The following is a 22,435-nucleotide window of genomic DNA, read 5'->3' as shown; positions in this document are numbered from 1 at the left end:
CGGTCGTCCGGGGCGACGGACGCGTCCCGCGCCTCGCGCGCGACCGCGACCCCGCGCGCGATGAGCTCGCGCGCCTCGTCGGCGTCGAAGCCGGCCGCACGGAACCCCGCGTCGCTGGCCTGGTACGTCGCCGTCGTGGCGACGCACGCCCCCGCGTCGAAGTACGAGCGATGCGCACGCACGATCTGCTCGGGTGCCTCCGCGAGCAGCCTCGCCGTCCACAGCATGCCGTCGACCACGACGCCCTGCTGCTCCAGAGCGGTCGACAGCCCGCCGTCGAGGATCGTCACTGGCGCGGGTGTGGTCATGGAACCATCGTGTCATCGATCGAAGCGGTCGAGCGCCGGCATCCGACCCGGGCCGGAGCCGTCGAGTACGCTCGATCCATGCCGACCGCCGAGGATGCCGTCCAGGCCAGGACGAGCATGGGCCGCGGCTTCGAGATCATCGCGGCGCTCGCGGAACTGACGACGCAGGACGCGTCCGGCGCATCCGTGCACGACGTCGCGCAGGCCCTGCAGCGGGAGCGCTCGCAGGTCTCCCGCACCCTGGCGGCCCTCGCCGATCAGGGGCTCGTGGTGCGCGGACCGGATCACCGGTACCGACTCGCCTGGGGCTGGTACGCCGCCGCGCAGGATCTCACCGACCACCGCCTGCACACGGCCGGGCTGTCGACGCTCGACGAGCTCGCCGAGACGGTGGGCGAGGCGTGCTTCCTCGGCGTGCTGCACGGCGACAGCACCCGCACGGTCGTCGAGAGCATCCCCGCCGCCTCACGGATGATCGGCTCGTGGGTCGGCCGCGCGTACCCCGCCTTCTGCAGTGACGCCGGGCAGGCCGTGCTGTGGGATGCCTCGGACGACGAGGTGCGCGACGTCTTCGCGAAGACCGCGTTCACGAGCCCCGGCCCGAACGCCCCGCGATCCGTGGACGACTTCCTCGCGCGTCTGCACGCCGCGCGCGAGCGCGGGTACGCGATCGTCGACGAGGAGGCGGAGCCGGGACTGTACTCGGTCTCGGTCCCGGTCTGGGACTTCCGGCGCGAAGTGATCGCCGGCATCCAGATCGTCGGCGAGCGCGCCGCCCTGGAACCGCGCACGGCCGAGCTCGCGAAGGCGTGCCGGGCGGCGTCTGCCGTCCTGTCGGCGGCCCTCGGCGCGCCCGATCAGCCGCTCAGCGGCCCCCCGCCAGCACGCTGAGGCGGTCCCGCACCTCGTGCAGGAGGGCGTGGATCGAACGGGTGCGCGCGGCCGGATGCGGCGGGCCGCTCACGGCGACCGCGGCGACGATCCCCATGGAGCCGTGGATCGGGAGCGCGTACTCGGTGACGCCCTCGGCGTACTCGTCCGTCGCCGTGATCATCCCGGTCACGCGGTCCCGTTCCAGCAGCGCCTCGACCCCGGGCACCGTGCGCGCCGCAGCCGGCCCGCCCACGCCCACGAACTGCACGTCCCGCAGCACGTCCTCCAGCTGAGTGCGGGTGTGCTCCCAGAGCAGCGCGCGCCCCGAACCGGTGCACCAGATCGGCGTGACCATGCCGGGCCGGACCGCGGCATCCGCGGCACCCACCCCGGTCTCCGACCGCAGGAGCAGGGCGCCGGCTCCGGATGCCGCGGTCACGAGCGCCGTCATCCGCAACCGCGAGGCCAGCATGCGCAACTCGCGCCGGGAGGCGCGCAGCCACGGCTCGTCGAGGGCCGCCGCCATCCGGAAGTACGCGTCGCCGGCGCTCAGCACGGCCGCCTCGTCGCGCTCCAGGTAGCCCAGCGCCCGCAGCTCCTGCGTGAGCCGGGACACCCGGCTGCGCTCGATGCCCGTGGCATCCGCGAGGCGGGACGCGTTGTGCCCGACCCGCCCGGAACGCTCGCGCTCGACCGCGGCCCCGAGAAGGGCCAGCCCCTGCGACAGCGACGACGGCGTCGACATCCTTGCTCCTCTGCGCGGCGATGGTCCGGCGGATCGTTCGGATCCGGGTCGGGCCAGCCTATCCAGCCGGGAGGATGCCGCCTCGGCCGGGAGGACCGGGCCGATGCCGCGCGGGTACGCGTCGGCGTCGGCGTGGGGCCCTCCCGGCATGGGGATCACCGCTCCAGATCGGCGACGGGCTCTTCGACGGCGGCGTCGTCGACGACGCTGACGGGCGCCTCCTCCGACACCGGAACGGGGTTCGCCGCCCCACGACGCCCGTAGCGCCACCAGAAGAACAGGTAGCAGAGGGCGACGAACGGCACGCCGAAGTAGAGCGCGGCGATCTGGTTGGGGTCGAAGGCGATCGCGACCACCGAGACGAGCAGCAGCGCGAACGCGGCGATCGGCACCAGCGGGAACAGCGGCGTGCGGTACGGCAGCACGGAAAGGTCGCCTCCCTCGCGCAGGAACGTGCGGCGGTGGAAGAACTGGGCGGCCACGATCGACATCCACACGGCCACGACGGCGAAGCCGGCGATCGACACCAGGGCCAGGTAGACGGTCTGCGCGGCGATCACGCTGGACAGCAGCGAGACCAGACCGAGCACCATGCTCACGCTGAGTGCGACGATCGGGATGCCGCGCCTGGTCAGGCGCATGAGCGACTTCGGCGCATGGCCCTCCTCGGCGAGCGAGAACAGCATGCGGGCGCACGAGAACAGGCCGCTGTTGCCGGCCGACAGCAGCGCCGTGATGATGACGAAGTTCATGATGTCGGGCGCGAACGGCACCCCGACGTACTGGAAGACGTCGACGAAGGGGCTCGTCGTCACGCTCGCCTTGTCGTACGGCAGGATCGCCGCGATCACGGTGATCGACCCGACGAACAGCACGAGCAGGCGCAGCACGGTGGAGCGGAGCGCGCGCGGGATGTTGCGGCCCGGATCCTTCGTCTCGCCTGCCGCGACGCCGATGAGCTCCGAGCCGCTGAAGGCGTAGAACACGGCCAGCGACGTCATCAGGACTCCGCCGAAGCCGTTGGGGAACAGTCCCTTGGGCGTGGCGAAGTTGCCGAACAGCTGCGCCGCCGGATGCGTGGCGGACAGCGGGGTGAATCCGAAGATCGCGGCGCCGCCCAGCACGATGAGCGCCACGATCGCGACCACTTTCACCAGCGAGAACCAGAACTCCGTCTCGCCGAAGACGCGCGCCGAGATCGCGTTGATCCCGAAGAGCGCGGCCGCGAAGACGAGGCACCAGATCCACACGGGCACGCCGGGGAACCACCGCTGCATGAGGATGCCGGCTGCCGTGAACTCGGAGCCGAGCGCGACGACCCAGCAGAGCCAGTACAGCCAGGCCGTCGTGAAGCCGGTCGCCGGGCCGATGGAGCGGGCGGCGTAGATGTGGAACGCGCCCGAGACCGGGTACGCGGTCGCCAGCTCGCCGAGGCAGGCCATCACCAGATAGACGACGAGCGCGCCGATGAGGTAGGCGATGATCGCGCCGAGCGGGCCCGCCTGGCTGATCGTGTAGCCGGAGCTGAGGAACAGGCCCGACCCGATCACCCCGCCGAGGGCGATCATGATCAGGTGCCGGGCGTCCATGGAGCGCTGCAGCCGGCGCAGCGGCACCTGGGTGGCGGTGGTGTGGGGCAGAGCGTTGGGAAGCTCTCTCTCCCCGGGAAGTGGGCTCATGGTGTCTCGCATTCGAGTGTCCGAAGATGGGCGGGAATCAACCCTGCGTGCTATATCACCACATCCATGTGTCGATGCCACACAAGATTTCCTCCGGAGACTATCCACGCCGTCTCGGCCGACACAAGAGCGCGCAGCACCGAACCTCGCCGGAGCGCCGTGTTCGGGCGAACCGTCGGTCGGGTGAGCAGATCGACCGGTTCCCCGGGCATTCCGGCAGGCGCGCACTGACCGAGCCTGCCCGGAGGATGGGCACGTCCCTCCCCCTCACACAGACGAAGGATCCTGACGTGCCTCATCACGACATCGCCCTCATCGGCTTCGGCGGCGTGAACCGCGCCCTGGCCGAGATCATCCACACCCGCGGTCCCGAGCTCGCCGACGAGCTCGGGTTCTCGCTCGGCGTCGTGGCGATCACGGACCTGCGCCTCGGATCCCTCATGCAGGCCGACGGCATCGACCTGGGCGCCGTGCTGCGGATGCCCGCCGGCGCGACGTTCGCCGGCTTGCCCGGTGGGGCCGCGATCCCGCAGAACGACCACGTGATCCGCCACACCACCGCGGACATCGTCGTGGAGGCCACGTTCACCAATCCGGTGGACGGCGAGCCGGCGGTCTCGCACGTGCGCGCCGCCCTGGAGAGCGGCAAGAGCGTGACGACCACCAACAAGGGCCCGGTCGCCCTGGCCGGGGCGGAACTGAACCGCCTCGCCCGCGAGCACGGCGTGCGCTTCGAGTACGAGGGGTCGGTCGTCAGCGGCACCCCGGTCCTGCGTCTCGCCTCCGAGGCACTCACGGGCCTGCGCGTGCGCGGCGTGCAGGGCATTCTCAACGGCACGAGCAACTACGTGCTGGGGCAGATGGAGTCGGGCATGTCGCTGACGGATGCCGTCGCGGAGGCCCAGTCGCTGGGCTACGCGGAGGCCGACCCGACGGCCGACATCGAAGGCTCCGACGTGCAGCTGAAGGTCGTCATCCTGGCCAACGAGATCCTCGGCGCGGACCTCACGACCGCCGACGTCGAGCGCCGCGGGATCTCCGGCGTCACATCGGCCGACATCATCCGGGCCGCCGCGGAGGGTTCACGGTTCAAGCTCATCGGCTCGGCGTACCGCGACGACGACGGCACGGTGACGGCCCGCGTCGAGCCCATGGCCCTGCCGCTCACGCACCCCCTCGCGAGCGTCACCGGCCCGACCAACGCGGTGTCGTTCGACACCGACCTGCTCGGCACCGTGACGATCTCGGGCCCCGGCGCCGGGCGCCTGGAGACCGCGTACGCGCTGCTGTCCGACATCATCGCCATCGACGCGCACCTGCGGATTGCCGGCGAGGTCGTCCAGTGAGCCTCCTCGCCGCCCCGGCTGCCGCCACCGGCGAGAGGCATCCGCTGACCGTGTGCGATCCGTTCGACGGCGCACCGATCGGGGTCGCGCCGCAGAGCGGTCCCGCGGACCTCGACCGGATCGTCGCCCGCGCCCGATCCGGCTTCGAGACGGCCCGCGCCCTCTCCCGCTTCACCCGTCATGCGGTGCTCGACCGGGCCGCCGCACTGCTGCGGGAGCGCGCGGAGCAGGCCGCATCGCTCATCGTGCGGGAGGCGGGCAAGACCATCCGGCAGGCGCGCACGGAGGTGCAGCGCGCCGCGACGACGCTCTCGCTCTCGGCCGAAGTCGCGCGCTCCAACGCCGGCGAGGTCATCCCCTTCGACGCGTTCGCCGGATCGGAGAACCGGCGCGGCTGGTTCACCCGCGAGCCGCTCGGGATCATCGTGGCGATCACGCCCTACAACGACGCGCTCAACCTCGTCGCACACAAGCTCGGCCCGGCGATCGCCGCAGGCGACTCCGTCATCCTCAAGCCCTCGCAGTTCACGCCGCTGACGGCGCAGTTCCTCGTGGACCTGCTGATCGACGCGGGGATGCCGTCCGAGGTCGTGACCGTGGTGCACGGCGACCGTCACCTCGCCCAGGCGCTGATCGCGGTGCGCGACGTGCGCCTCGTGTCGTTCACCGGAGGCTTCGCGACCGGGGAGGCGATCGCGCGCGGGGCGGGGCTGAAGCGCCTCGCCATGGAGCTCGGCGGCAACGCGCCCGTCCTCGTCTTCGCGGATGCCGACATCCCGGCGGCGGTCGAGGCGTGCGTGTCGGGCGCGTTCTGGGCCGCCGGGCAGAACTGCGTGGGCGCGCAGCGGATCCTCGTGCAGCGTGACGTGTACGCGCGGTTCCGCGATCTGTTCGCGGCCCGCACCGCAGCGCTCCGAGCCGGGGATCCGTCGGACGAGACGACCGACGTGGGGCCGATGATCACGGTCGCGTCCGCGGAGCGCGCCGAGCGTCTCGTGGACGACGCCGTCGCATCGGGCGCGCGCGTGCTGGCCGGCCACCGGCGCGAGGGCGCGGTCTACGGGCCCACCGTCGTCGAGAACGTGCCGCTGACGTGCGACCTGTGGAGCGAGGAGGCCTTCGCGCCGATCGCCGTGCTGTCGGTGTTCGACTCCGAGGACGAGGCCGTCGCCCGGGCGAACGAGATCGAGTACGCCCTGCACGCGGCGACGTTCACCCGTGACATCGACCGCGCGCTGCGGGTCGCCGAGCGGATCGAGGCGGGCGGGGTCATGATCAACGACTCCTCCGATTACCGCGTGGACAGCATGCCGTTCGGCGGAGCCAAGTACGGGAGCATGGGCCGCGAAGGCGTCCGGTTCGCGTACGAGGAGATGACCCAGCCCAAGGTCGTCTGCCTCAACCTGTGAGCGCGGCCCGGGGCCGGCCGGTGCGGCCGGTCCCGGGTCAGCCGCGGTCGATCACACGGGTGAGCGACACCGAGGTGACCGTGTTCGCCACGCCGGGAAGGGCGGCGATCTGCTCCCAGATCTCACCGACCCGGTCCATCGTCTCGGCGTGGACGGTGGCGAACAGGTCGAACTCGCCCGAGAGCACGTCGCACCGCACGACCTCGGGGATCTGCTCGAGCGCCGTCACGACGTGAGCCCCGCGCATGCGATCGGTGCGGTAGATCAGCACGATCGCGCTGACCCGGGGCGCCCCGACCGCGCCGCGCCGCACCGTGTAGCCGGCGATCACGCCGTCGCGCTCCATGCGCTCGATGCGCTGCTTCACGGCGTTGCGCGAGAGGTGCACGCGCCCGGCGAGCGCGACGAGCGGAACGCGGGCGTCCTGCGTCAGCTCGGTGAGGATCCGGCGATCGATCCCGTCCACGGCACAGCCTCCAGACATGCATCATTCACAATTGCAGATGCTGATTTCACACGTTAGTCTACGAGCATCCTGCTCGGACCAGAAGGACCATCCATGCGCGAACGCCCCGATCGCACCCGACCCGAGACGCTGTCGGATGCGAGCCTCGCCGTCCACGGCGGCATCCAGCTCGACTCGACCCGGGCGCTGCGCACCCCGCTGGTGCTCGCGAACTCCTACCAGCTGCCGGACGACCCGAGCGAGATCAGCTGGTCGGCCACCGCTCCCGGGCTCTACACCCGCAACACGGGCGTGAACCAGCAGGCCCTGCAGCAGAAGCTCGCGGCTCTCGAGGGCGGCGAGGATGCCGTGGCGCTGGCATCCGGCGTCGCCGCGCTGCACGCGGTCTTCTTCACGCACGTGCGCGCCGGCGACCACGTGGTGGTCAGCGACGTGACCTACGAGGCGACGTGGCGCCTGTGGACCGAGCTGCTGCCGCGGCGGTACGGCATCGAGGCGACCTTCGTCGACGTCACCGACCACGACGCCGTCCGGGCGGCTCTGCGACCGAACACGCGCCTGGTGTGCATCGAGGCGATCGCGAACCCCACCACCAAGGTCGCCGACGTCGCGGCCATCGCGGCCATCGCCCACGAGGCCGGCGCCATCCTCATGGTGGATTCGACGTACACCCCGCCGCCGGTCTACCGTCCGATCGCCGACGGCGCCGACCTGGTCGTGCACTCGCTCACCAAGTACATCAACGGTCACGGGGACGCCATGGGCGGAGCGGTGATCGGCCGTCGCGAGCTCATCGAGCCGATCAAGGCGGATGCCATGGTGGACGTCGGCGGTGTCATCTCGCCGTTCAACGCGTGGCAGATCCAGCGCGGCTCGGTCACCCTCCCGCTGCGCATGCGGCAGCATCTGTCGTCCGCGCAGGCCGCCGCCGAGCTCCTGGCGGACGACCCCCGCGTCGCGTACGTCTTCCACCCGGGGCTGTCGTCGCATCCGCAGCACGAGCTCGCCGCCCGGCAGTTCCGCGGGGCGTTCGGCGGGATGCTGGCCTTCGCGGTGGACGGCGACCCCGCAACCCAGAACCGCTTCGTCGCCAACCTGCGCCTCGTCACCTCCGGGTTCTCGCTCGGGCACGACGACTCGCTCATCGTGCACACCGGCACGGAGGGCGGCCGGGTCGCGGCGTACCCGGAGCCGTTCCGGACGATGGGCCACCTGCGCCTGTCGGTCGGGCTCGAAGACGTCGACGATCTGCTCGACGACCTGCGCGGCGCGCTCGACGAAACCTTCCGCTGAGCCGCCCCGCGCACCCGTTTCCGTGCTGGACTGGACTCGATCGTGCCCGCCCGCCGAACAGGAGAATGCATGAGCGCTTACGACGACTGGAACAAGGCCGTCATCGACGAGTTCCGCGCGAACGACGGCACCGTCTCGCACGGCTTCGGCCGCGGACTCGTGCTGCTGCACCACGTCGGCGCGAAGACCGGGACCGCACGGGTGAGCCCGGTGATGGGCATCCCCTCCGGCGACGACACGTGGTTCGTCGCCGCCTCCAAGGCCGGGGCGCCGGAGAATCCCGCCTGGTTCCACAACCTGCTCGCCCACCCGGACGTCACGATCGAGGTGCCCGGCGGCGAGACGGTGGCCGTGCACGCCGAGCAGCTGCACGGTGCGGAGCGGGATGCCGCCTGGGAGCTGTTCAAGCAGCGCAGCGACGGCTTCCGCCAGTACGAGGAGAAGACCACGCGGGTCATTCCGGTGGTCGCGCTGCACCGCCGCTGAGTCGCCCGGTCGACGACCGGCAGCCGCCCCCGCGCCCTACCGGGCCAGGGCGAGGTACTGGTGCACGAACGCGACCGCCATGCCGCCCTCGCCCACACCCGCGGCGACGCGCTTGACCGATCCCGACCGCACATCCCCGATCGCGAAGATGCCCGGCGCGCTGGTCTCGAGGGCGAAGGGGCGGCGGTCCTGCGTCCACTGCGGGGATGCCGCGGCATCCTGACCCGTCATCACGAACCGGTGGCCGTCGCGCGCGATCTCCGGCGGCAGCCAGTCGGTGGCGGCATCCGCCCCGATCATCACGAAGAGCACCGTGCAGTCGCGGGTCGTGGTCCGGCCGCTGCGCCGGTCGGCCACGTCGACGGCGTGCAGGCTGCCGTCGCCGTGCAGCCCCTCGACCTCGCTGCGGGTCTCGACCCGGATGGTGCCGTTCGCGGCGATCTGGTCGATGAGGTAGCGGGACATGCTCGTCTCGAGGGTCTCGCCGCGCACGAGCATGGTCACCGAGCGGGCGTGGCGCGAGAAGAACAGGGCCGCCTGACCGGCGGAGTTGCCGGCGCCGATGATGCACACGTCCGCGCCGTGGGCGAGAGCGGAATCGCTGCGGGCCGCACCGTAGTACACGCCGTTTCCGAGGAACCGGTCGACGCCGGCGACCGGGAGCGTGCGCCACTCGACACCGGTGGCGACGATCACCACGGGCGCCCGCACGACGTCGCCGCCGTCGAGCACCACCTCGGTCGGCCCGGGCCGCACCGCCTCCACGGCGCGCGTCACGACGATCTCGGCACCGAGGCGCTTCGCCTGCTTGAGCGCACGGCTGGCGAGGTCGTCGCCGGAGATCCCGAACGGGAAGCCGGTGTAGTTCTCGATGCGTGTCGAGGTGCCGGCCTGCCCGCCCGGCGCGAGCGACTCGATGACGACGGTGCGCAGCCCTTCCGCGGCGCCGTTCACCGCGGCGGTGAGTCCGGCCGGCCCTGCCCCGAGCACGATCACGTCGTAGTCGGATGCCGTCGGCGTCACCGCGAGCCCGATCACCTCGGCGATCTCGCGCATCGTCGGGGCGACCAGGCGCGGACCGCCGGCGACATCCAGCACCGGGTAGGTCTCCCCCGGCACGGGCGCGTCGAGGGTGACGCGGTCGAACGCCACCTGGTTGCGGGTGAGGAATCCCGCGGCCCGGTGCACCCCGGCATCCTGCCGCGGTCCGATGAGGGTGACGTCGGTCTCGGGCCGCTCCGCGGCGATCTGCTGCAGCCAGTCGACGTAGCGGCGGGCGAGCCCCGCCACGAGGTCGGGGAGCGACGGGGCCATCGCGGCGACCGTGTAATAGACGGTGGGCTCGAGCTTGATGATCCGCGACGGCTGCGCGGCGCGGCCGCTGGCCGGGAACGGGGTGCTGAACGTCATCGGCAGCTCGCCGAAGAACTGACCGGGCTTGCGGGTGCCGATCACCCGCTCGTCCCCGTTGACCACCTTCGTGAGCTCGGCGCCGCCTTCGACGACGATGAACAGTGCGCGCTCGTCGCCTTCGTGGGCGAAGTACTCGCCGGCCGCGAGACGGATGTCCTCGACGGCGCCGGTGAGGTACTCGAGGGTCTGCTGCGGGAGCGGGGCGAACACGCGGATGCCGCGCAGCTCCGCGACCGTGATCATGCGCGGACTCCGTCGGCCGGGCGGGTCATGCTGTCACGGTAGCGCTCCCCCGGTCGTTGAGCGAGGGCGGCGGACGAAACGCAGAGCCCCGCGGCCCGTCGACGGTGTCAACCCCCCTGTTCACGGCGCGTCCGCAGGTCTAGCATCTTCCCGCGGCCATCGGCGACCGCCGGGGCCGAACCCCCTCATGTCTGGAGATCCCGGATGCGCAAACATGTCCTCGGCGTGTCGATCGCGGTGCTCGCGACCGTCGCCGCCGCCCTCGGAGGGGCCGGTGCGGCCAACGCCGCCCCGACGTCTTCCCCGATCCCGAACTCGTCCCCCGGGTGGCTCGCCCACGGCACGAAGCTCGGGCCTGCCACCGGTTCGGTGAGCGCCCGCGTCTACCTCGCCCCGAAGGGCGGGATGGCTGCGCTCCAGGCGCTTGCGACCGCGGTCTCGACGCCGGGTTCGGCGCAGTACCGGCACTTCCTGACCGCGGCGCAGTACCACGCGAAGTTCGACGCGAGCGCGGCGACGGTCAGCGCGGTGACGAGCTGGCTGACCGGCTCGGGCCTGAAGGCCACGGTCGATGCGAACCACCGGTACGTGGATGTGGCGGGCGGCGTCGGAGCCGCGGACAAGGCGTTCGGGGTCACCATCTCGAAGTACGCGCACGATGGGATGACGGTGCAGGCTCCCGCGGGGCCCGCGAGCGTTCCGGCATCCCTCGCCGGCGCGGTCATCGCGGTGAACGGCCTCGACACCACCCCCTCGGTCGTCTCGCCGAAGACGCAGAAGCCGGGGCCGCCGGACGGCGGCTTCCGCAACGCGCCGGTGTGCGGCACCTGGTACGGATCGGCGACGCCGGCCAACATGCCCGCGCCCGACGGCAGCAACCTGCCGCTGTTCGAAGGCGCGGCCATCCCGTACTCGCCGTGCGGGTACACCGGACCGCAGCTGCGCGGGGCCTACGAGGCCGGCGCCACCGCGGGTCTCGACGGCAAGGGCGTCACGGTCGCCATCACCGACGCGTACGCATCGCCCACCATCGAGGCGGATGCCAACCGCTACGCCACCGACACCGGCGACCAGGCGTTTGCCACGGGCCAGTTCTCGCAGAGCCTGCCCGGCTCGTACACCCGCGTGAACAGCGGACAGCGGCAATGCTCCATGCCCGGCTGGTACGGCGAGGAGACCCTCGACGTCGAGGCTGTGCACGCCATGGCTCCCGCCGCGAACATCCGCTACTACGCGGGCAAGAGCTGCTACGACGCTGATCTGCTCGACACGTTCGCGCGGATCAACGACGAGAACGTCGCCCAGATCGTCACGAACTCGTGGGGCGGAGTCGGCGACACCGTGAAGCCCGCGCTGCTGCTCGAATACCAGACGCTGTTCCTGCAGGGCGCGGCGCAGGGCATCAGCTACGTGTTCTCCAGCGGGGACAACGGCGACGAGGCGACGGCGGTCGGCAGCCCGCAGACGGACTACCCGGCATCCGACCCGTACGTCACCGCGGTCGGCGGCACGTCGACGGCGATCACGCCCGACGGGGTCGTCGGCGAGACCGGCTGGCAGACGTCGAAGTACGTGCTCTCCAACGGAGCGTGGACGCTGAGCACGTCGTTCCTCTACGGAGGCGGCGGCGGATACTCGTCGAACATCGCCGAGCCGCAGTACCAGAAGGATGCCGGCATCCAGAGCCCGAACGGCGGGCGCGCGGTGCCGGACGTCTCGATGGACGCCGACCCGACCACGGGCATGCTCGTCGGACAGACGCAGACGTTCACCGGCGCAGCCGCGTACGACACGTACCGCATCGGCGGCACGAGCCTCGCGTCGCCGCTGTTCGCGGGCATCACGGCACTGAAGATCCAGGCAGAGGGCGGTGCGGGCCTCGGCCTGCTCAACCCGCTCATCTACACCTCGCGCGGCGCCGGATTCCACGACGTCACCGGGGCCGGGATCGACAGCGGTGCGATCCGCGTGGACTTCGTGAACGGGCTGGATGCTTCGAACGGCTACGTCTACTCGGTGCGCACGTTCAACGGCGCGACCACCAGCCTCACGGTGGGCACCGGCTGGGACACCGAGACCGGCTGGGGCAGCGCCCGGGCCGCCTGGGTGAACCAGTAAGGAGCAGCACAAGAAGGGGGTCCGGCGTCGCCGGGCCCCCTTCTTCGGATTCAGCTCGCCTCCCGGGCGGTCAGCACCACCCAGACGACGAGACTGAGCGTCCAGAGCCGGAAGATCACCGCGCCGAGCAGTCCCGGCAGGAAGAAGCCCGCCACCGCGAGCACGGGGGCGACGAACGGCAGGATGCGGAGGAGGGATGAGTGCGCACGCGGGCGGCGCACGAACATCAAGGCGTGCGCCAGCATGACGACTGCGAAGAACGCGCCGGTGTGCAGCGCACCGTGGACGCTGACCACCTGAGTGGGGCCGACGGAGTCGATGCGGAACGCCCCCATGACCGCGAACGCCGCGGCGGTGAGCCAGGCCAGGAGTGCCACCCACCGTTTCGACAGCAGGGCGAGGCCCGCGTACCCGACGCCCGCTGCGACGAACGCGACCTGGAGCATCCATCCGCCCGGGCCGAGGGCGTACTTGCTGATGGTGGCGTCGCCGAGCATCTGCGGCTGCACCATGTGCAGAACCAGCAGGAGCACCACGTAGAGGCCCGCTCCGGCGTAGGCGACGACGACGGCGGGGCGGACTCCGGCGCGTGTGGAGATCGTGGACATGGCGCCTCCTGATAGTATCTTTGAGACCATCTGATCAAGAGCATCATGAACCCGGAACGCAAGGATGTCAACGCCCTCTCTGAACCCGATCAGCTACGTCGTGCTCGGAATCGTCGCCTCGCGCGGACCGTCCACGTCATACGAGATGAAGAAGCTCGTCGGCACGTCCATCAGCTTCTTCTGGACGTTCCCGCACGCCCAGCTCTACCGCGAGCCGCAACGACTCGCGCAGCTCGGGATGCTGGAGGAGGAGCAGTCCGAACTCGGCCGCCGGCAGCGGGTCTTCACGATCACCGAGGCCGGCCGAGAAGCCCTGAACGCATGGCTGGCCACACCGGGGCAGGCCGACGTCGAGATGAGGGACCCCGCTCTGCTGAAGCTGTTCTTCGGGCGGCTCACCTCACCGCAGGACATCGTCGCCCTCGCCCGCGAGCAGATCGCCGGGCATCTCGCGACGAAGGCGAAGTACGAACTCCTGCTCGAGCGATATGCGGGGCGCCGGGAGCTGTCGTTCCAGCTGGCCCCCTTGCGTATCGGCGTGGCCTACGAGCAGGCGTACGTGGAGTTCTGGACGGATGTCGCCGAGCATCCCACCGACCCCACGTCGCTGAGCGAGGAGATTGCGGCCCGGGCGCCCCGGTCGGGGACGTAGCGGACCACGCTGGACGTCACGCTCCGGGCGCGGCATCCAGCACGGTCGGCACGTACTCCAGCAGCTGGATGCGGTTGTCGAACGTGCGGGCCTCCACGAGGTCCAGGCGCACATCGGGATAGCCGTCGAAGATGCGGTCCCGCCCGGTCGCGCCGGTGATCACCGGGAAGATCCCCACCCGGTAGCGGTCCACCAGTCCCGCATTCAGCAGCGAGCGGCACAGCGCCACGCTGCCGAGCGTGCGCAGCGGCCGGTCGGACTCCTCCTTCAGCGTGCGCACGAATTCGATCGCATCCGAGTCGACGAGCGTCGAGTTGGCCCAGGTCAGCGGGTGCTGCAGCGTCGACGAGAACACGTACTTCTGCACGCCGTCGAGCATGCCGGTGCCGGGCTCGCCGCCGGCGGTGAGCGCCGACATGAGGCGGTACGTGGTCGCGCCCATGAGAAGCGGGTCGTCCTTCTCGGGCGACTCGCCCAGCCAGCCGATGTACTCCGGGGCCTCGATGCCCCAGAATCCCGGCCACCCCTCCGCGGCGCCGTATCCGTCGAGGGAGATGATGAAATCGATCGTCAAGGTCTGCACGGGAGCCTCCTTCGCGCTGAGCTCACGCGGTGGTGCGTGAGCCGTTCCCGGGTGGATGCCTCGTGCCCGAGCCTAGGCATCGCGTCGCGCAAGCGACAGGGGTGCTGCGCCCGAGCAGCGCGGTGCCGGATGCCGATGGGATGCCGGATGCGGCATACGCTCGGGGCATGGCTTCTGAGGGTGCCGGCTGGCGGATCCTGCGTGCGATCGACGACGTGCCGCCCGTGCCCTGGGCCAACGGCGCCGGCACGACCCGGGAGCTCGTGGGCTACGACCGGTCGGCGCAGCTCAGCCCGGCCGGGACGGCGCATTGGCGTCTGAGCATCGCCACGCTCGAACGACCCGGCCCGTTCTCGCCGCTGGCGGGCGTGGACCGCACCTTCCTGCTGGTCGGCGCGGACGCGACCCTGTCGGTCGACGAGGAGGTCCACGAGCTGCGCGACGGCGACGCGCTGTGGTTCCGCGGCGACCAGGACGTGGTGCTGGTGGCGCTCAGCGCGGCCTGCCATGCGGTGAACCTCATGACGACGCGCACCGAGGGCGCCACGGCCCCGCGGCTGCACGCGGGCCTGGCCGACAGCGCGACCCTCGCCGTGGCGCTCGAAGACAGCGGGGATGTGGCCCGGTTCGACCTGCTCGAGCGCGCCACGGGCGACGGACCCGCGATCGCCCTCCCCGCAGAGGTGGCATCCCTGGTCCTGGAATGACGGGGCGCAGGCTCAACCCGGCATCGTGAAGCCGCTGACGGGTGCAGGCCGAGCCGGATGCCCCGCGCCTATCCTGGACCTGCCATGTCCCCTGCATCCGACGTCGCGAGCGTGCCGCCGCGCATCCACCTGCCGGTCATGGACCGCGCCGTCGACATCGGGTTCGCGATCCTGCTGGTGGTGTCGGGCGGCCGGTACTTCGCACACCACCCGCTCGGCGCAGGGGCGGCCGGCGAAGCCGTGCTGGCCCTCGCCATCGCCGCGGGACTGAGCTACGCGACCGCCGTGATCGGTCCCCGCCGTGAGCCGGCGGCGACGACACGGCTGCAGGGGTACACCACCCGCCAGGGCATCGGACTGCTGGCCGCGACCGCGTTCTGGATCCCCCTCACGATCCTGGCGCCCTCGTTCGGGTGGTGTGCGTTCGCGCTCTTCTTCGCGGTGCACCGGGTGCTGCGAGGCATCGTCGCCTCCCTCGTCTCCGGCATCGTCGTGGTGGCCGTCAGCGTCGGCCTCTTCATCATGTCGTCCGGCGAGGACCTCGGCCTGGTGCTCGGCCCGTTCTTCGGCGGCCTCGTGCTGTCGTACGCATACTCGGCACTCGACCGCGCGATCTCCACGCAGCGGTCGCTGATCGCCGAGCTGCTCGACACCCGCGAGCAGCTCGCGCGATCGGAGCGGGATGCCGGAGCCCTCGCCGAGCGCGGCCGGGTCGCGAGCGACCTGCACGACACCGTGGTGCAGCGCACCGCGAGCGCCCTGCTGCTGCTCGAGGCCGACGGGCAACGTCCCGGCGGGTCGTCCGCCACCGTCGCGGAGGCCCGCGAAGGGCTCCGCGAAGCGCTCGTCGAGACCCGGCAGCTGCTGCACGGCCTCGCCGACGCCGATCCGCGCGCCGAGTCGCTGCCCGCCGTGCTCGGCTCGCAGGCGGCGGCATCCGGCGCCACGTTCTCCATCGTGGGAGAGCAGCGCCCGGTGCCCGAGCCGCTCACCCAGGCGCTGCAGCGCGTGGTTCAGGAATCCCTGATCAACAGCCGAAAGCACGCCGACGCCCAGACTGTGCAGGTGACGCTCACCTACTTCCCGGATGCCGTCGGCATCGATGTGGCGGATGACGGGGTCGGATTCGCGGTGACGCCCGAGCGGCAGCGCATGGGCGACGGCGACGGATTCGGCATCCGCGCCATGACGTGGCGCATCCGGAACCTCGGCGGAGACCTGACCATCGAATCGCGCCCCGGTGGCGGCACCGTCGTGGCCGCCACCGTGCCGACGAGCCCCGACCGGGAGGGCGCGCCGTGATCCGCATCCTGCTCGTCGACGACCACCCCGTGCTGCGGCACGGCATCGTGGCTCTGCTCGGCACGCAGCCCGACCTCGAGGTGGTGGCCGAAGCGGGCGCCGCGGACGACGCCGCCTCCATGGCGGAGGCGTACCAGCCCGATGTCGCCCTCGTCGACCTCGACCTCGGAGCGGAGCAGCCGACCGGCTTCGACGCCACGCGCGGCATCCTGCGCGCGAGCCCGAAGACGAAGACGCTGATCTTCACCGCGTACGACTCGGATGCCGACATCGTGCGCGCGATCGACGCCGGCGCGGTCGGCTACCTCGTGAAGGACAGCCGGCCGGCCGACCTGTTCAGCGCCATCCGGTCGGCGGCGAGCGGCGATTCGGCGCTCGGCGGACTCATCGGCGCGCGGCTGATGGACCGGCTCAACAGCCCGGACGACACGCTCACCGCCCGTGAACTCGAGGTGCTCACACTGGCGGCATCCGGCCTCTCGAACCGCGACCTCGCGGGACGGCTGCTGGTGAGCGAGGCGACGGTGAAGACCCATCTGCACCACGCGTACCTCAAGCTCGGCGCGGACAACCGGCAGACCGCCGTCGCCACCGCCGTGAAGCGAGGACTCATCCGGCTATGACCGCGGTGGCCCGCCGAAAACCCGGCGGCGCCGTGCCCAGGCAGCTCGCAGACAGGTTCAACCGATCGATTGATGTCGGGGGCGAAACCGATTTCTAGCGTGGAAGACATGAACGTCAACGCACTGATCTCCCGCCGCGCGGTGCTCACCGCATCGTCCTTCGTCCTCGCCGCCGCCGGCGTGCTTCCGGCCTCCGCCGCCTTCGCGGACGCCCCCGCCGCACCGGCCGCCGCATCGGCCCCGCACCGCGTGCAGTCGCCGTCCGAGGTGCTGGCGTCGACCCCGTGGAAGACCACCGGCGCCCTCGACGCCCAGGGTGACCGCGTCGCCCTGGACAACCCGGCCGTCTCGAACTTCGTGGGCTGGGCGTACTTCAAGGCCGACGGAACGTTCACCATGTACAACCTCGACGACAGCCCCAAGATGCACGGCGACTGGTCGGTCCCGGCCGACGGCTCGGCGCGCACGATCGTCGCGAAGGATGCCGCGGGCACCGTGCTCTTCACGCGTGTCACGCCGATCGTGCAGCTCGACACGCACACCTTCACCTACCGCGTATTCCCGAACGCCGCCGACACGAGCGTCTACTACGACGTCGTGCACACCAAGACGAACCATGTGGAGCCCGGCACCGACGCCGCCGGCCCCGGCCACGGCGGCTTCCGCGGCAACAACGGCGAGGGCGGCTACCACTTCAACCACGGCAACGACCACTGACCCGAGCCGATCCGGCACACCAGCCCGGTTCCCGCGTCACCGCGCGGGCGCCGGGCTTCGTCGTCGGCGGAAGTTAGTCTGCAGGGATGCTGACAACCACGGAATCGCGGCTGCTGCGGGTGCTGATCGCGCTGAGGGATGCGACCGGCGCGAAGACCCGCACGCCCGTTTCCGAAGAGCTGGTGGCCGAGCTGCTGCGCGACGACGCGGCGTTCGCCGGCTCCGTGGCCGCCGAGCTGAACGACCTCGAACGGCAGGGCTTCGCCCGGATCACAGCCACCCTGTCCGGCATCCGCGACGTGCAGATGACCGCGCCGGGCAAGATCAAGGCGGAGGAGTTCGACCGGCTGCGGGCGCGCGCGACGATTCCGCAGGCCGTGCCCCGCCCCGCACGGCGGGCGGATGCCACCCGCCGTGAGGATGCCGCGACCGCCGCGTCCGCGACCGCCTCCGCGCCCGTCGACGACTGGGAGACCGGGGTCGCCGAAGTGGTCGATGCGGTCACGCAGGCGATCGCGCTGCTGCCCCCGGACACCACCATCGTCATCCGCAGCCTCATCGACGACGCCCGCAAGGCGGTGTCCTCGGGGTCGCGCGGCCGGGCGCGGCGAGCGCTCACGGCGCTCGGCGGCTACCTCGGGGATGCGGCGTCCGGAGCGCTCGGCAACGTGCTCGCCGCGCAGATGCTCGCGCTGGTGCCGCAGCTCGACGACTGAGCATCCGCCGTCATCCGCGCCTGGTCGGCGCGGACCCTGCTCCTCCCCGGATTTCGGCGCGGGCACCGTGGGCCGAAATCCCCACGTGCACCCCTGGTGCCGTCGGTGGATCGGACGTATCTTGCCGTTGGATCTCCTCTCGAACCCCGACCGGAGACATGAGATTCGCACCCCGAAGGAGTGTCAATGAAGCACTCGTCCCTGGCCAGGATCGTCCTGGCCGCCGCCGGAGCGCTGGGGCTGATCGCCGCAGCCGCCGGTCCTGCGACGGCGTCCACGAGCCCGTCGTCCGGCCTCATCTACAGCGTGCATCCGATCATCCAGCGCGCGCACTTCTCGCATGTCGCCGGTCTGCCGCAGAACCCGGCCGACTGTCTCGCCGCGACGGGCGGCGAGTTCGCCTGCCAGACCCCCGACAGCATCCGTGCGGCGTACGACATCCCCGCGATGGTCAACGGCATGCCCGCCGGAACGGGACAGACGATCGTCATCGTGGATGCCTACGGCAGCCCGACCGTGCGCAGCGACCTCGCGACCTTCACGGCCGCATTCGGCCTGCCCGCGCCGACGCTGAACATCTACTACCCGGTCGGCAAGCCGACCTGGACCGGATCGCGCACCCAGCTGAACTGGGCCGAGGAGACGTCCCTCGACGTGCAGTGGGCCCACGCGGTGGCACCCGGTGCGACGATCGATCTCGTCGTCTCGGCGACCCCCTACGGCGACAACCTGAACGCCGCTGAGCAGTGGGCCGTCAGTCACCACCTCGGCAACGTCATGTCGATGAGCTTCGGCATCCCGGAGAACACCATCCACGGCAACAACGGCCAGCTGGCGCAGGCGCACAGCATCTACGTGGCGGCTGCGAAGCAGAACATGTCCGTCTTCGCGTCCTCGGGCGATTCCGGCTCGGACAACGGGGCCGGCTTCGCGAACTTCGGGTTCCCGGCATCCGACCCGCTCGTCACCGCCGTCGGCGGCACGAACCTGTGGGTGGGCAGCGGCCTGAACGAGCCGCGTGAGACGGTGTGGGGCGACTTCACGGCGTGCCCGACCACCTGTGGTGACGGCCCGTTCGGCGCCACCGGCGGTGCCCCGAGCCTCGTCACCGCGAAGAGCGGATCGGACGTCGCCTACAACGCCAGCGTCTACACCGGTGTGCTGACCTACCTCGGGTTCCTCGGCGCGGCCAACGACGGGTTCTACTTCTTCGGTGGCACCTCGGCCGGCTCGCCCCAGTGGGCGGCGATGACCGCGGACGTCATCCAGGCCGTCGGCCACACCGTCGGCAGCGTGAACCAGTACGTGGCCGGCTGGGCTGCGGGCGGTCAGCTGCACGACGTCACCGTGGGAAGCAACGACACCCCGACCTTCATGGGCGGATTCTCCGCAACCGCCGGGTGGGACAGCCCGACCGGGTACGGAACGCCGGATGCGGGGGCGATCATCACCGCGCTCGGTCACTGACGCACATCGCACGTAAGGGCGCCCCGCGATCGGCGAGGCGCCCTTCCTGCTCTGTGCACCGGGTCAGGAGTAGCCGCGGCGCAACAGCATGACGGCCGCGCTGTCGAACTCGTCGGCGCTCGGGATGGCGTAGTCCAGCGCGTTGGCGTTGCGGGTGATCACCGCGAACACGGCGGCGACGGCCGCGGCATCCTCGAGCTCCTGGACGGACAGCCCGGCATCGAGTGCTACCCGCACGTCGGCGGCGGAGAGCCGGTCCGGATGCAGCGTCACCTGCTCGAGGAACACCAGGGCGGCGCGCAGCCGGTCATCGATCGGCGCGGTGCGGTAGTCGGCGAGTGCGGCCTCCGCGACCGCCGGGTCCATCCCGCGGACGGCGATCGCGCGATGTGCGCCGACGCAGAACGGGCAGAGGTTCCAGGATGCCACCATCGCCGCCATGAGCTCCCGGTCGGAGACCGACCAGCTGCTCGGCTCGCGCATGGCCTTCTGCGTCCACGCGCCGAGGGCCGGGCCGACGAATCCCTTGTCGTAGAACGCGACGCGGGCGGCATCCGGCAGGCGGTAGCCGGCCACGCGCGAGATCGTCCGGATCAGCACCCGGTGGATCAGCGTGTCGCCGCGGTCGACCTCACTCAGGCGCATCCGTCGCCTCCCGGATCGCACGCATCGCGGCATCCCACCGGTGCAGCCCGGCACCGACGGAGGCGGACATGACGACCTCGAACGCCGCACGGTCGGATCCGGCGACCTCGCGCACGGCGTCGATCTGCGCCGCCGTCACGCGATACGAGGCAGCGCCGATGTCGCGCGCGACCGAGCCGTACGGCTCCGCGAGCTCGGCGGGTTCACCGGCACCGGCGTGCATCGCCCCGGTGCGCAGGCCGGCCCCGATGACGCCGGTCGTCTCGAGGCGCTGCCGCAGCTCCGCGGCCAGCTCGGCATGGGTCTTCTCGGCGGCCATGCCCCGAACCTACCCCCGGTTCGGAGTACCCCCGGCCGGATCCCCGGATCTTGGGCCACGAGCCATCGCGTCGACGCTCAGCGCGAGAGCCTCAGGCGTGGGCGCGCATCGGGGCGTCCGACCGGCGACCGAGCACGACGAGCGCGGCACAGCCCGCGACGAGCGCCAGCCCGGCGACCGTCAGCGCCGTGGCATCCCACCCCGCGTGCGTGAACACGACGCCCCCGGCCCAGCCGACGATGCTCGAGCCGAGGTAGTAGAAGAGGTTGTACAGCGACGTCGCCTGGGCGCGCCCGGCCGTCGCGTCGGCGGCGGTCCACCCCGATGCCACGGCGTGTGCGCCGAAGAAGCCGATCGTGAAGACGGCGAGCCCCACGAGCACGAACAGCAGCATCGGCACGAGGGTGAGCAGCACCCCGGCGACCATCGTGGCGGTCGAGACCAGCAGCACGGGCAGTCGTCCGTGCTGCGCCGCCGCGCGCCCGGCCTGGCGCGACGACCAGGTGCCGGCGAGATACGCGAGGAACAGCAGCGAGGTGATCCCGGTCGGCAGGTCGAACGGCGCCCCGGTGAGGCGGAACGCGAGGTAGTTGTAGATCGTCACGAATCCGCCCATGAGCAGGAATCCCTGGGCGTACAGCACGAGCTGCGCCGGGGACCGGAGGTGCCCCAGCACGAGGTGCACCAGCGAGACGCGCTCGGCGGCCGGTGTCTTGCGGAAGCCGCGGGCGCGCGGGACGAGCAGCATGAACCCGGCGGCGGCGAGCGCGGCCAGCACCACGACCGCGCCGACACCCCAGCGCCAGCCCAGCCACGACGCCACGGGCGCTGCGACGATGCGGCCGAGCAAGCCCCCGATCGTGGTGCCGGCGACGTAGGTTCCGGCGGCGACGGCCGCGTGCCGTGGGTGGATCTCCTCCTGCAGGTAGGTGATCGCCAGGGCGGGCACGCCGCCGACGGCGATGCCCTCGGCGACCCGCAGCGCGAGGATGCCGCCGAAGCTCGGGCAGGCGATGACCGCGAAGCCGAGCACCGTCGCGGCGATCACCGAGCAGTTCATCGCGTTCAGCCGTCCGATCCGGTCGGCCACCCACGACCACGGCAGCACGCCGGCGGCGAGCCCGATCGTGGCCGCGGAGATGAGCAGGGCCGACTGATCGGGCGTGATGCGCAATGCGCCCGCGACCTCCGGCAGGATGCCCTGCGGCGAGTACAGCTGCGCGAACGTGGCGATGCCGGCGCACACCAGGGCGATGAGGATGCGGCGATACTCCCGGGAATCCCCGAGGTGCCCCTGCCACACCCCGATCCCCGCTGTCTGGCTGCCGGTCATCGTGCTCACCCGGGCAACGCTAGGCCGCGCTGAATGGTGACTCAAATGCATCGATGCCATGGGTGGCATCCAGACTCGCTATGGATGAGGGGTAGGGTGTGCGTCATGAGCGGAGCGGAGACTGCCCGACTGCGTGAGGTTCTCGCCGACCTGCCGTACCTGGTCACCGTCGCGGAGACCGGCGGGGTCGGCGCCGCGGCCGACGAACTCGGCGTGCCGCAGTCGACGGTCAGCCGGGGCCTCGCCCGCCTGGCGGACCGCCTGGGCTCGCCGGTGCTGGTGCGACGCGGCCGCGGCGTCGAGCTCAGTGCGGAGGCGTTCGCGTTCCTCCCGCACGCCCGCCGCGCGCTCGACGAGGTGCTCACCGGCACCGGCGATGCGGTG

24 protein-coding genes are annotated in these 22,435 nt (G+C 71.5%); 14 read left to right on the top strand and 10 right to left on the bottom strand.

The genetic code is table 11. From position 1 onward, the window contains the following. Positions 1–308: homocysteine S-methyltransferase family protein (locus VJR25_RS07755; RefSeq protein ID WP_324114246.1), on the bottom strand; the 308-nt coding region annotated here is incomplete at its 3' end. 9 nt (positions 309–317) lie between these two features. Here VJR25_RS07755 and VJR25_RS07750 point away from each other — a divergent pair. Next, positions 318–1,199, top strand: a complete 882-nt coding sequence (locus VJR25_RS07750) for an IclR family transcriptional regulator (RefSeq protein WP_324114243.1) — start codon at positions 318–320, stop codon at positions 1,197–1,199. Here the strand turns inward: VJR25_RS07750 and VJR25_RS07745 are convergent. Both VJR25_RS07745 and VJR25_RS07740 read right to left on the bottom strand, forming a co-directional pair. Further along, the gene (locus tag VJR25_RS07745) at positions 1,174–1,926 is read right to left on the bottom strand and encodes an IclR family transcriptional regulator domain-containing protein (RefSeq protein WP_324114241.1); all 753 of its coding nucleotides are present in this window, start codon (positions 1,924–1,926) and stop codon (positions 1,174–1,176) included. The two genes, VJR25_RS07750 and VJR25_RS07745, sit on opposite strands and share 26 nt — an antisense overlap. A 155-nt stretch (positions 1,927–2,081) precedes the next feature. Then, positions 2,082–3,605, bottom strand: coding sequence for an amino acid permease (locus tag VJR25_RS07740; RefSeq protein ID WP_414683755.1), 1,524 nt, complete (start codon positions 3,603–3,605; stop codon positions 2,082–2,084). Positions 3,606–3,895: 290 nt separating this feature from the next. On the opposite strand from VJR25_RS07740, the gene VJR25_RS07735 reads away from it, so the two are divergent. Together VJR25_RS07735 and VJR25_RS07730 are read left to right on the top strand one after the other, a co-directional pair. Then, positions 3,896–4,951: a homoserine dehydrogenase gene (locus tag VJR25_RS07735; protein ID WP_324114239.1), complete on the top strand. Its 1,056-nt coding sequence runs from the start codon at positions 3,896–3,898 to the stop codon at positions 4,949–4,951. After that, positions 4,948–6,360: an aldehyde dehydrogenase family protein gene (locus VJR25_RS07730; RefSeq protein WP_324114237.1), complete on the top strand. Its 1,413-nt coding sequence runs from the start codon at positions 4,948–4,950 to the stop codon at positions 6,358–6,360. Before VJR25_RS07735 ends, VJR25_RS07730 begins: the two co-directional genes overlap by 4 nt. 37 nt (positions 6,361–6,397) lie before the next feature. Here VJR25_RS07730 and VJR25_RS07725 read toward each other — a convergent pair whose 3' ends face one another. Continuing rightward, positions 6,398–6,826 (bottom strand): Lrp/AsnC family transcriptional regulator, encoded by a 429-nt coding sequence (locus tag VJR25_RS07725; protein WP_324114235.1) that lies wholly within the window; start codon positions 6,824–6,826, stop codon positions 6,398–6,400. 93 nt (positions 6,827–6,919) lie between these two features. Between VJR25_RS07725 and VJR25_RS07720 the strand changes: the two genes are divergently transcribed. After that, on the top strand, positions 6,920–8,119 hold the full coding sequence (locus tag VJR25_RS07720) for a trans-sulfuration enzyme family protein (protein WP_324114233.1): 1,200 nt from the start codon (positions 6,920–6,922) through the stop codon (positions 8,117–8,119). A gap of 69 nt (positions 8,120–8,188) precedes the next feature. Further along, positions 8,189–8,605, top strand: a complete 417-nt coding sequence (locus tag VJR25_RS07715) for a nitroreductase/quinone reductase family protein (protein ID WP_324114231.1) — start codon at positions 8,189–8,191, stop codon at positions 8,603–8,605. Positions 8,606–8,641: 36 nt separating this feature from the next. On the opposite strand, the gene VJR25_RS07710 is transcribed toward VJR25_RS07715, so the two are convergent. Beyond that, positions 8,642–10,261 carry an FAD-dependent oxidoreductase gene (locus VJR25_RS07710; protein ID WP_324114228.1) on the bottom strand — a complete coding sequence of 540 codons (1,620 nt, stop codon included), beginning with the start codon at positions 10,259–10,261 and terminating at the stop codon, positions 8,642–8,644. Positions 10,262–10,465: 204 nt separating this feature from the next. On the opposite strand from VJR25_RS07710, the gene VJR25_RS07705 reads away from it, so the two are divergent. Then, complete coding sequence (locus VJR25_RS07705; protein WP_324114226.1) at positions 10,466–12,379, top strand: S53 family peptidase; 1,914 nt, start codon at positions 10,466–10,468, stop codon at positions 12,377–12,379. Positions 12,380–12,429: 50 nt separating this feature from the next. Here VJR25_RS07705 and VJR25_RS07700 read toward each other — a convergent pair whose 3' ends face one another. Beyond that, the gene (locus VJR25_RS07700; protein ID WP_324114224.1) at positions 12,430–12,987 is read right to left on the bottom strand and encodes a DUF998 domain-containing protein; all 558 of its coding nucleotides are present in this window, start codon (positions 12,985–12,987) and stop codon (positions 12,430–12,432) included. Between the two features lie 64 nt (positions 12,988–13,051). Between VJR25_RS07700 and VJR25_RS07695 the strand changes: the two genes are divergently transcribed. Continuing rightward, complete coding sequence (locus tag VJR25_RS07695; protein ID WP_324114222.1) at positions 13,052–13,639, top strand: PadR family transcriptional regulator; 588 nt, start codon at positions 13,052–13,054, stop codon at positions 13,637–13,639. Between the two features lie 16 nt (positions 13,640–13,655). Here VJR25_RS07695 and VJR25_RS07690 read toward each other — a convergent pair whose 3' ends face one another. Continuing rightward, the gene (locus VJR25_RS07690; RefSeq protein ID WP_324114220.1) at positions 13,656–14,222 is read right to left on the bottom strand and encodes a dihydrofolate reductase family protein; all 567 of its coding nucleotides are present in this window, start codon (positions 14,220–14,222) and stop codon (positions 13,656–13,658) included. A 167-nt stretch (positions 14,223–14,389) separates the two neighbouring features. Here VJR25_RS07690 and VJR25_RS07685 point away from each other — a divergent pair, with 167 nt between their 5' ends. The 6 genes from VJR25_RS07685 to VJR25_RS07660 all read left to right on the top strand — a co-directional run bounded on the left by VJR25_RS07685 (position 14,390) and on the right by VJR25_RS07660 (position 19,754). Beyond that, positions 14,390–14,929, top strand: a complete 540-nt coding sequence (locus VJR25_RS07685; RefSeq protein ID WP_324114218.1) for a HutD family protein — start codon at positions 14,390–14,392, stop codon at positions 14,927–14,929. A gap of 84 nt (positions 14,930–15,013) precedes the next feature. Continuing rightward, positions 15,014–16,231, top strand: coding sequence for a sensor histidine kinase (locus VJR25_RS07680; protein WP_324114216.1), 1,218 nt, complete (start codon positions 15,014–15,016; stop codon positions 16,229–16,231). Then, entirely contained in the window at positions 16,228–16,854 is a 627-nt protein-coding gene (locus VJR25_RS07675) for a response regulator transcription factor (RefSeq protein ID WP_324114214.1), read from the top strand. The genes VJR25_RS07680 and VJR25_RS07675 overlap by 4 nt, the downstream gene beginning before the upstream one ends. Before the next feature lie 108 nt (positions 16,855–16,962). Next, on the top strand, positions 16,963–17,571 hold the full coding sequence (locus tag VJR25_RS07670; protein ID WP_324114212.1) for a DUF4822 domain-containing protein: 609 nt from the start codon (positions 16,963–16,965) through the stop codon (positions 17,569–17,571). Positions 17,572–17,657: 86 nt separating this feature from the next. Continuing rightward, on the top strand, positions 17,658–18,287 hold the full coding sequence (locus VJR25_RS07665) for a hypothetical protein (RefSeq protein WP_324114210.1): 630 nt from the start codon (positions 17,658–17,660) through the stop codon (positions 18,285–18,287). 186 nt (positions 18,288–18,473) lie between these two features. Further along, positions 18,474–19,754, top strand: coding sequence for a S53 family peptidase (locus VJR25_RS07660; protein WP_324114208.1), 1,281 nt, complete (start codon positions 18,474–18,476; stop codon positions 19,752–19,754). A 63-nt stretch (positions 19,755–19,817) separates the two neighbouring features. On the opposite strand, the gene VJR25_RS07655 is transcribed toward VJR25_RS07660, so the two are convergent. From VJR25_RS07655 to VJR25_RS07645, 3 genes are all read right to left on the bottom strand, one after another. Then, complete coding sequence (locus VJR25_RS07655) at positions 19,818–20,399, bottom strand: hypothetical protein (protein WP_324114206.1); 582 nt, start codon at positions 20,397–20,399, stop codon at positions 19,818–19,820. Then, positions 20,386–20,718, bottom strand: coding sequence for a hypothetical protein (locus VJR25_RS07650; protein WP_324114204.1), 333 nt, complete (start codon positions 20,716–20,718; stop codon positions 20,386–20,388). The genes VJR25_RS07655 and VJR25_RS07650 overlap by 14 nt, the downstream gene beginning before the upstream one ends. Before the next feature lie 91 nt (positions 20,719–20,809). Then, entirely contained in the window at positions 20,810–22,051 is a 1,242-nt protein-coding gene (locus VJR25_RS07645) for an MFS transporter (protein ID WP_324114248.1), read from the bottom strand. Positions 22,052–22,156: 105 nt separating this feature from the next. On the opposite strand from VJR25_RS07645, the gene VJR25_RS07640 reads away from it, so the two are divergent. Continuing rightward, positions 22,157–22,435: LysR family transcriptional regulator (locus VJR25_RS07640; protein WP_324114202.1), on the top strand; the 279-nt coding region annotated here is incomplete at its 3' end.

Origin of the sequence: Microbacterium sp. (assembly GCF_035277845.1) — a bacterium.
Taxonomy (GTDB): Bacteria; Actinomycetota; Actinomycetes; order Actinomycetales; family Microbacteriaceae; genus Microbacterium.
Note: the sequence above shows the minus strand (reverse complement) of the source record. Positions and strands in the feature narration are given on the sequence as shown.